This window comes from Geomonas sp. (genome assembly GCF_056994735.1).
This window is the reverse complement of record NZ_JBXKJL010000266.1, coordinates 1-7,475: the sequence shown is the minus strand read 5'-3', so window position 1 is coordinate 7,475 and position 7,475 is coordinate 1. Positions and strand designations below refer to the sequence as shown.

The window sequence follows — 7,475 nt, the reverse complement described above, 5'->3', positions numbered from 1 at the left end:
GCGCTCTTCCAGGTGGCCAACAACGAGCGGCGCCTGAACAAGGTGCTGTACCGGGCCCCCGGCAGCGACAAGTTCGTTGAGAAGTCGTGGGACTGGGCGCTGGAGCGGATCGCCAGCAACATGAAGGAGACCCGCGACCGCAGCTTCAAGGCCAAAGAGATCAATAAGAAGGACAACAAGGAATACGTGGTCAACAGGACCGAGGGAATGGCGTTCCTCGGCGGCGCCGGCCTCGATAACGAGGAGTGCTACCTCTGGAGCAAGTTTGCCCGCGCCATGGGGGTCGCCAACCTCGAACATCAAGCCCGAATATGACACTCCGCTACAGTCGCCGGTCTGGCGGCTTCGTTTGGACGTGGGGCAATGACGAATCACTGGATAGACCTGAAGAACGCGGACGCCATCCTCGCCATAGGATGCAACCCCGCTGAGAATCACCCGATTTCTTTCAAATGGATCGAGCAGGCCCTGGACAACGGCGGGAAGCTCCTGGCCGTCGATCCCCGCTTCACCAGGACCGCCTCCAAGGCGGACCACTACGCCCAGATCCGTCCGGGCACCGATATCGCCTTCCTGGGCGGCCTGATCAATTACGCGATCACGAACCACCTCATTCACGAGGAGTACGTCCGCGAGTACACCAACGCGGCCTTCATCGTCAATGAGAAGTACGGCTTCCAGGACGGCCTCTTCTGCGCCTACGACGAGAAGGAGAAGACCTACGACGTCAAGGCCCTGGCCTACGAGCTGGACGGGGCGGGGAATCCGAAGCTCGACAAGTCCCTCAGGAACCCGCGCTGCGTCTACCAGCTCATGAAGAAGCATTTCTCGCGCTACACGGTCGACATGGTCTGCTCCATCACCGGCACCAAGAGGGAAGAGTACGTGGCCGTCGCCAAGGCCTTCTGCTCGACCGGGCGCGCCGACAAGGCGGGGACCATCCTCTACGCCATGGGCATCACCCAGTCGACCCACGGCACCCAGAACGTGCGCGCCACCGCCATGCTGCAGCTTCTGCTGGGCAACATCGGCATCGCCGGGGGGGGCGTCAACGCCCTCAGGGGCGAGAGCAACGTCCAGGGTTCCTCCGATTACGGTCTCCTCTTCCACCTCCTCCCGGGGTACCTGAAGTCGCCGGAGTTCGACAACGTCGACCTTAAGGCCTACCTCGAGAAGTGGACGCCGAAGACCAAGGACAAGAAGAGCGCCAACTGGTGGGGCAACACGCCGAAGTACACGGTCAGCATGCTGAAGGCCTGGTACGGCGACAACGCCACCGCCGAAAACGGCTTCTGCTACGACTACCTTCCCAAGAGAAGCGGCAACTACTCCTTCGTGAAGCTGATGGAGAAGATGGGCAAGGGCGAGCTGGACGGCCTGATCTGCATGGGGCAGAACCCCGCGGTCGGCGGGCCGGATTCCACCAAGACCCGCGAAGGGCTGGGCAAACTGAAGTGGCTGGTGGCGGTCGATCTCTGGGAAACCGAGACCTCGATCTTCTGGAAGCGTCCGGGCGTGAACCCCAAGGAGATCCAGACCGAGGTCTTCCTCCTTCCGGCAGCATCCTCCGTCGAGAAGGAAGGTTCGATCTCCAACTCCGGGCGCTGGGCACAGTGGCGCTACAAGGCGGTCGAGCCGGTGGGCGAGGCCAAGAGCGACCTCTGGATCATCAACCAGTTCGCCATGAGGCTCAAGAAGGCCTACCAGAAGGGGGGCACCTTCCCCGAGCCGCTCACCAAGCTCACCTGGAACTACGGCGCCGAGGAGCCCGACGTCCACCTGGTGGCCAAGGAGATCAACGGCTACTTCACCAAGGACATGAAGATCGTCGACAAGGACAAGACCCTGGAGTTCAAGGCCGGCGACCAGGTCCCGATGTTCAAGTACCTGCAGGACGACGGCTCCACCGTTTCCGGCTGCTGGATCTACTGCGGCTCCTACACCAAGGACGGCAACCAGATGGCTCGCCGCGACGCGACCGACCTCCCCAACAAGCTGGGAATGTTCCCGAAATGGGCCTGGTGCTGGCCGGTCAACCGCCGCATCATATACAACCGCGCCTCCGTCAACCCCGACGGCGTCCCCTTCAACCCCAACCGCCCGGTCATCGCCTGGGACGGGCTGGAGAAGAAGTGGAAGGGGGACGTACCCGACGGCCCCTGGCCGCCGATGAAGGACGACAAGGAAGGGAAGTACCCCTTCATCATGGTCCCCGAGGGGCACGGCCGTCTCTACGCCCTGGACATGAAGGACGGTCCCTTCCCCGAGCACTACGAGCCGATCGAGAGCCCGGCGAAGAACCTCCTTTCCAAGGAGCAGCACAGCCCGGCGGTCAAGGTTCCGGCCAACATGACCAGCGACACCGCCAAGTTCCCGTACGTCGGGACCACCTACAGGATGACCGAGCACTGGCAGGCGGGCGCCATGACCAGGAGCCTTCCCTGGCTGGTGGAACTGGTCCCCAACATGTTCGTCGAGATCTCGGAGACCCTGGCAACGCAGAAGGGGATCAGCACCGGCGACAAGGTGCGGGTGACCACCATGCGCGGCACCATCGAGGCCAAGGCGCTGGTGACTTCCTGGCTCAAGCCCTTCAACGTACAAGGGAAAATGGTGGAGCAGGTAGGACTTCCCTGGCACTTCGGTTATGCCGGCCTTGCCACCGGGGACAGCGGCAACGTCCTTACGCCGTCGGTAGGATGCGCCAACACCAGCATCCCCGAGTTCAAGGCGTTCCTTTGCAACATCGAGAAAGGGGGTAAGCGGGCATGAGCGAAATGACCAATGACTATTCGAAGGCGAAAGCCTTCTTGATCGACATGACCAAGTGCACAGGCTGTCGCGGCTGCCAGGTCGCCTGCAAGCAGTGGAACCAGCTGGACGCGGAAAAGACCAGCTTCTTCAGCGGGGAAGGGTATCAGAACCCGCCGCTCATGTCGGAGCACACCTTCACCAGGATCAAGTTCCGCGACTACGAGAAGAACGGGCAGAACGAGTTCGCCTTCTACAAAGAGATGTGCATGCACTGCAATGAGCCTGCCTGCGCGTCGGTCTGCCCGGTTGGCGCCTTCAAGAAGACCAAGGAAGGCCCGGTCACCTATGATGCCAGCAGGTGCATCGGCTGCCGCTTCTGCATGGTCGCCTGCCCCTTCGGCGTCCCCAAGTACGAGTGGAGCAAGGCGCTGCCGCTGGTGAAGAAGTGCACAGGCTGCTACTCCAGGATCAAGGACGGCAAGAAACCGGCCTGCGCCACCACCTGCCCGTCTGCCATCAGCTACGGAACCCGCGGAGAGATGATCAAGGAAGCAAAGCGCAGGATGGCGCTGCGCCCCGAGAAATATCTCAAGAAGCTCTACGGCGAGGAGGAGGCTGGCGGCACCAGCGTCATCTACCTGACCGCGCTTCCCTTCGACGAACTCGGCTTCAAGCACGTCACCAAGCGTCCGCTGCCGTCCTACACCTGGCAGGCGCTGCGCCTGGTCCCGGGGATCTTCCTGACAGTCGGCGGCTCCCTGTCCCTTCTCTCCTGGTTCACCCACAGAAAGGAGCGGGTGAAGAAGGAAGAAGAGCAGAGGGCGCAGGCCGCTAAATCACAGAGGGAGGAGAGCTAATGACCGCCGCGAAAATCATCATCAACGAAATCAAGGGATACCACCAGTTCGTGAAGTTCCTGATCGGCCTGGTCACGCTCGCCGTCTTGGCCTCCATGGTCCGCTTCGTCTTCGGCCTTGGCGTTACCACCAACCTCAATGACACCTTCCCGTGGGGACTGTGGATCTCATTCGACGTCGTCACCGCCGTGCCGCTTGCGGCCGGCGCCTTCACCCTGGGCGCGATCGTACACTGCTTCCACATCAAGAAGCTCGAGCCTCTGGTGCGCCCCGCCATTGTCACCGGATTCCTCGGCTACTCCCTGGTCTGCGTGGGCCTGCTGCTGGACCTGGGGCAGCCCCAGCGAGGCTGGCACACCCTGGTGTACTGGAACCCGCACTCCCCGATGTTCGAGGTTTCCATGTGCGTCATGGCCTACACCACGGTCCTCTTCCTGGAGTTCCTGTCGCCTGTCTGCGAAAAGTTCGGCTACCACGTGCCGCTCAGGCTGCTGAGGACCCTGGAGATGCCGCTGGTCGTTGCGGCGGCCTCGATCTCGACCCTGCACCAGTCCTCCCTGGGGACCTTCTTCCTGATCGCCGTCGATAAGCTGCACGCGCTCTGGTACAACCCGCTTTTGCCGCTGCTCTTCTGGCTCTCCGCCATGTGCGCCGGCATCTCCATCATCATCGCCGAGGCCACCATGAGCCACAAGTGGATGGGGCAGGCCGATGAATCCGAACTCCTGGAGACGCTGGCCAAGATCCTACCCTGCGGGCTGATCGTCTACCTGACGGTCAAGGTCTTTGCCCTGGTGGCTCTCACCGACGGCCCGCTCTTCGACCGCCCGGTGCTGGTTCTGCTTTTCGCCGTTGAGGTCCTCGGCGGCGTCGTGGCGCCGATCGTCATGCTGATGAACGAGAGGATCCGCGAGGACAGCAGGCTCCGCTCCACCGCCGCCTGGCTGGTGATCGGCGGGCTGATCCTGAACCGCTTCAACGTCTCCATGTTCGGGATGATGCAGAAGGGGACCATGTACTTTCCCTCCTTCATCGAGACCATCGTCACCGTCGGCATCATCGCGGCGCACATACTCTTCTTCGTGCTGATCGCCAAGTACTTCCCGATCTTCGAGCACCATCCGGAGACCGTCGACTACTCGATCCCCGACAGCTTCAGGAAGACCGACAACGCCTCCGGCCACCACGGGAAGGTCGGAAGCGAAGCCTGAGGCGCCTCATCTCTCCCCCTCCCTCCAGGGGAGGGGGATGCAATCGCCCCCCTTTGACAAAGGGGGGCGGGGGGATTTAGCGCTGCCGGCAGCACCACCGAAATTCACCTTCCACCTCCCCGCCTCCCTCCCTCCAGGGGAGGCGGGACTAGCAGCAACCTGAAAGGAGCCGAAGTTGGCGACCAAGATATATAACTTCAGAAAAGGGACCCTCGAGGCTGAGGAGGGGACACTGGTCAGCGAGTTCCCCCTTCAGCTGGTAGTGAACGGCCGCGAGATCGCCACCCTGATCGCCTCGCCTCACGACCTGCGCTTCCTGGTGGCTGGCTTCCTGCGGCTGCAGGGATTCGTGGAATCGGTGCAAGACTTCCTGGCGCTCTCGGTCTGCAATGACTTCGGGGCGGCCAGCGTCACCATCCGGGGGCAACTGCCTGACCGGCTGAAACCGGTCCTGACCTCCGGCTGCGGCACCGGGATCAGCTTCAACCTTCCCAAGACGGGAGAGAAGAGGGGAGCCTCCGGGGTGCACGCTCCCGAGACTGTATTCGCGCTGATGGACGAACTGGCCCGGAAGTCGGAAGGGTACAAAGCTCACGGCGGCATGCACTCCGCCGGGGTAGGGGATGAGTCTCTCCTGCTGCATGCCGAGGACATCGGCCGTCACAATACCATCGACAGGATTGCCGGAGAGGCCCTCCTCAAGGGGGTCTCGCTCGCCGGGAAGATCCTGGTCACTTCTGGGCGCGTCTCGACCGAGCTGGTAGCCAAGGCTTCGCTCCTCGGCATCGACGTCATCGCCTCGCGTACCTCCCCGACTGACATGGCGGCACGGATGGCAGACGAGGCCGGCATCACCCTCATCGGTTACGTCAAGGCCGACCGCTTCAAGGTCTACACCCACCCCGAGGGGCTCTCTGTCGGATGTGATAAAGGGAAGATCGCCGGTGTCACCGGCGTCATCCTGGCAGGCGGGGCGTCCAGCCGGATGGGGAGCAACAAGGCGCTCCTTCCTCACAGAGGCGGGCGTTTCATCGAAAGCATCTACCGCGAATTGAGCGAGATCTTCGACGAGGTAGTCCTCGTTACGAACACGCCTGAGCAGTATCATTTCCTCCCTTGCCGGAAAGTCGCTGACGTTTTTGAAGGGATGGGGGCTCTGGCAGGGATTCACGCGGGATTGGCAGATAGTTCCAATCCAGCCGTCTTTACGGTGGCCTGTGACATGCCGCATCTGGATCCGTGGCTGATCAGGCATATCGCCAACAGGGGGATCGGATGTGACGTCGTCCTGCCGCGCAGCCCGTATGGTTATGAGCCGCTGCACGCACTGTATCGGAAAGGGGCGCTGCCCGTGATGGAAGAATGTCTCCGGAAGGGGCAGAGACGGATCGTGTCGATCCTGCCGCATCTGAGGGTGCGCGAAGTATCGTCGGACGAGGTGGCACGATTCGATCCCGCCTTCGACTCCTTCAGCAATATCAACACGCCGGAAGAGTATTACCAGCTGAGAAATACCGGGAAGGTGAACGCAGTTGCCGACTTCCCGACCCCTGAAGCCACGGCTCAAAAGGCACAGGCGTAAAAAACTTTTACCACAGAGGAACGAACACAGAGGTCTTCACAGAGGACACGCAGGGAAAGGCTAGGAACCGAGGAAACAGAGAAACAGAAGAGGTCGCCGGACGTCTGCGTGAACGGGACAAGCAACGTCCCCCCCCTTTAACAAAGGGGGGACAGGGGGGATTTGCTTTTCAGGTCGCCCTTCTGTAACATACGCAGAGACTTTCACCGCATCATCACAGGTTTTTAGATCAAAGGAGAAGTAACATGTTCGGAATCGGTATGCCAGAAATGATCATCATCCTCGTCATAGCCCTTGTCGTAGTCGGGCCTGCAAAGCTTCCCCAACTGGGTCAGGCACTGGGCAGCGGCATCAGGAACTTCAAGAAAGCCTCCACTGGCGATGATGTGGTGCAGTTGAACGAGGAACCCAAAGCTTGATGTAGCACGGCAACACCCCTCCCTTCAGTGCCATCCGCCCGCAACTCGACGTTGCGGGCTTTTTTTTGGCTCCTCGTCACTGATACTCAATCCTTCTAGTTTGCCATTAGATACTAAGCTTAAGTTCACAACTAACCAGCTTCGTCGTCACGCAGGATGGGTGATGCTTGCGACTGACCGGCATTGTCATAGGTACAGTCATATCTATTGATGCAATTACTGATTCACTCTTTTAAATTGATATGAACTAACTCTACGTGCTATCCTGCACCTGTTACTGTAATAATTAAATAAAACTCAGATATAGAAACTAGAGGGTATTATGGGAAGTGTGGCACTCCGTAAGCTGTTACTTGTATCTCTGTTATTTGTCCTGTTGTGCCCAGTGGTTTGCAATGCCCAGGCGGATGAAGGTTACATGCTGGAGCAGGCAAGACAGCATTATTCGACTGGCGGGTACTACTACGCGACGAGCTGGCTGGAAAGAGTCCTCAAGTACTATCCCGATACGAAACACCGCGACGAGGTCCTGACTCTTATGGCGAAGGCTTACGCCGCGAGTAACCGCGAGGAAAAAGCCGCCGGCGCCTTGACTGCTCTTATAAAAGCATATCCGCAAGCGGCAGCATCGCTGGACCCGGAGCTCCTTAAA

At 60.3% G+C, this 7,475-nt stretch carries 5 protein-coding genes and 1 pseudogene; all 6 read left to right on the top strand.

Annotated features, from left to right (window positions below):
• Positions 1-2,772: formate dehydrogenase-N subunit alpha (gene fdnG, locus AC11W3_RS11680; RefSeq protein WP_484093062.1), on the top strand; the 2,772-nt coding region annotated here is incomplete at its 5' end.
• A complete protein-coding gene (locus tag AC11W3_RS11675; protein WP_484089808.1) occupies positions 2,769-3,611 on the top strand; it encodes a 4Fe-4S dicluster domain-containing protein in 843 nt (280 codons plus the stop codon). The genes fdnG and AC11W3_RS11675, both read left to right, overlap by 4 nt.
• Positions 3,611-4,822 (top strand): NrfD/PsrC family molybdoenzyme membrane anchor subunit, encoded by a 1,212-nt coding sequence (gene nrfD / locus AC11W3_RS11670; protein WP_484089809.1) that lies wholly within the window; start codon positions 3,611-3,613, stop codon positions 4,820-4,822. The genes AC11W3_RS11675 and nrfD overlap by 1 nt, the downstream gene beginning before the upstream one ends.
• A gap of 175 nt (positions 4,823-4,997) precedes the next feature.
• Entirely contained in the window at positions 4,998-6,404 is a 1,407-nt protein-coding gene (fdhD, locus tag AC11W3_RS11665; RefSeq protein WP_484089810.1) for a formate dehydrogenase accessory sulfurtransferase FdhD, read from the top strand.
• A 245-nt stretch (positions 6,405-6,649) separates the two neighbouring features.
• A complete protein-coding gene (locus AC11W3_RS11660) occupies positions 6,650-6,823 on the top strand; it encodes a twin-arginine translocase TatA/TatE family subunit (protein WP_484089811.1) in 174 nt (57 codons plus the stop codon).
• 418 nt (positions 6,824-7,241) lie between these two features.
• A pseudogene (locus AC11W3_RS11655) lies at positions 7,242-7,475 on the top strand (hypothetical protein); the annotation flags it as partial.

Coding starts and splice junctions, on each gene's coding strand:
- nrfD (WP_484089809.1), top strand. CDS start 3,611: ATGACCGCCGCGAAAATCATCATCAACGAAATCAAGGGATACCACCAG.
- AC11W3_RS11675 (WP_484089808.1), top strand. CDS start 2,769: ATGAGCGAAATGACCAATGACTATTCGAAGGCGAAAGCCTTCTTGATC.
- AC11W3_RS11660 (WP_484089811.1), top strand. CDS start 6,650: ATGTTCGGAATCGGTATGCCAGAAATGATCATCATCCTCGTCATAGCC.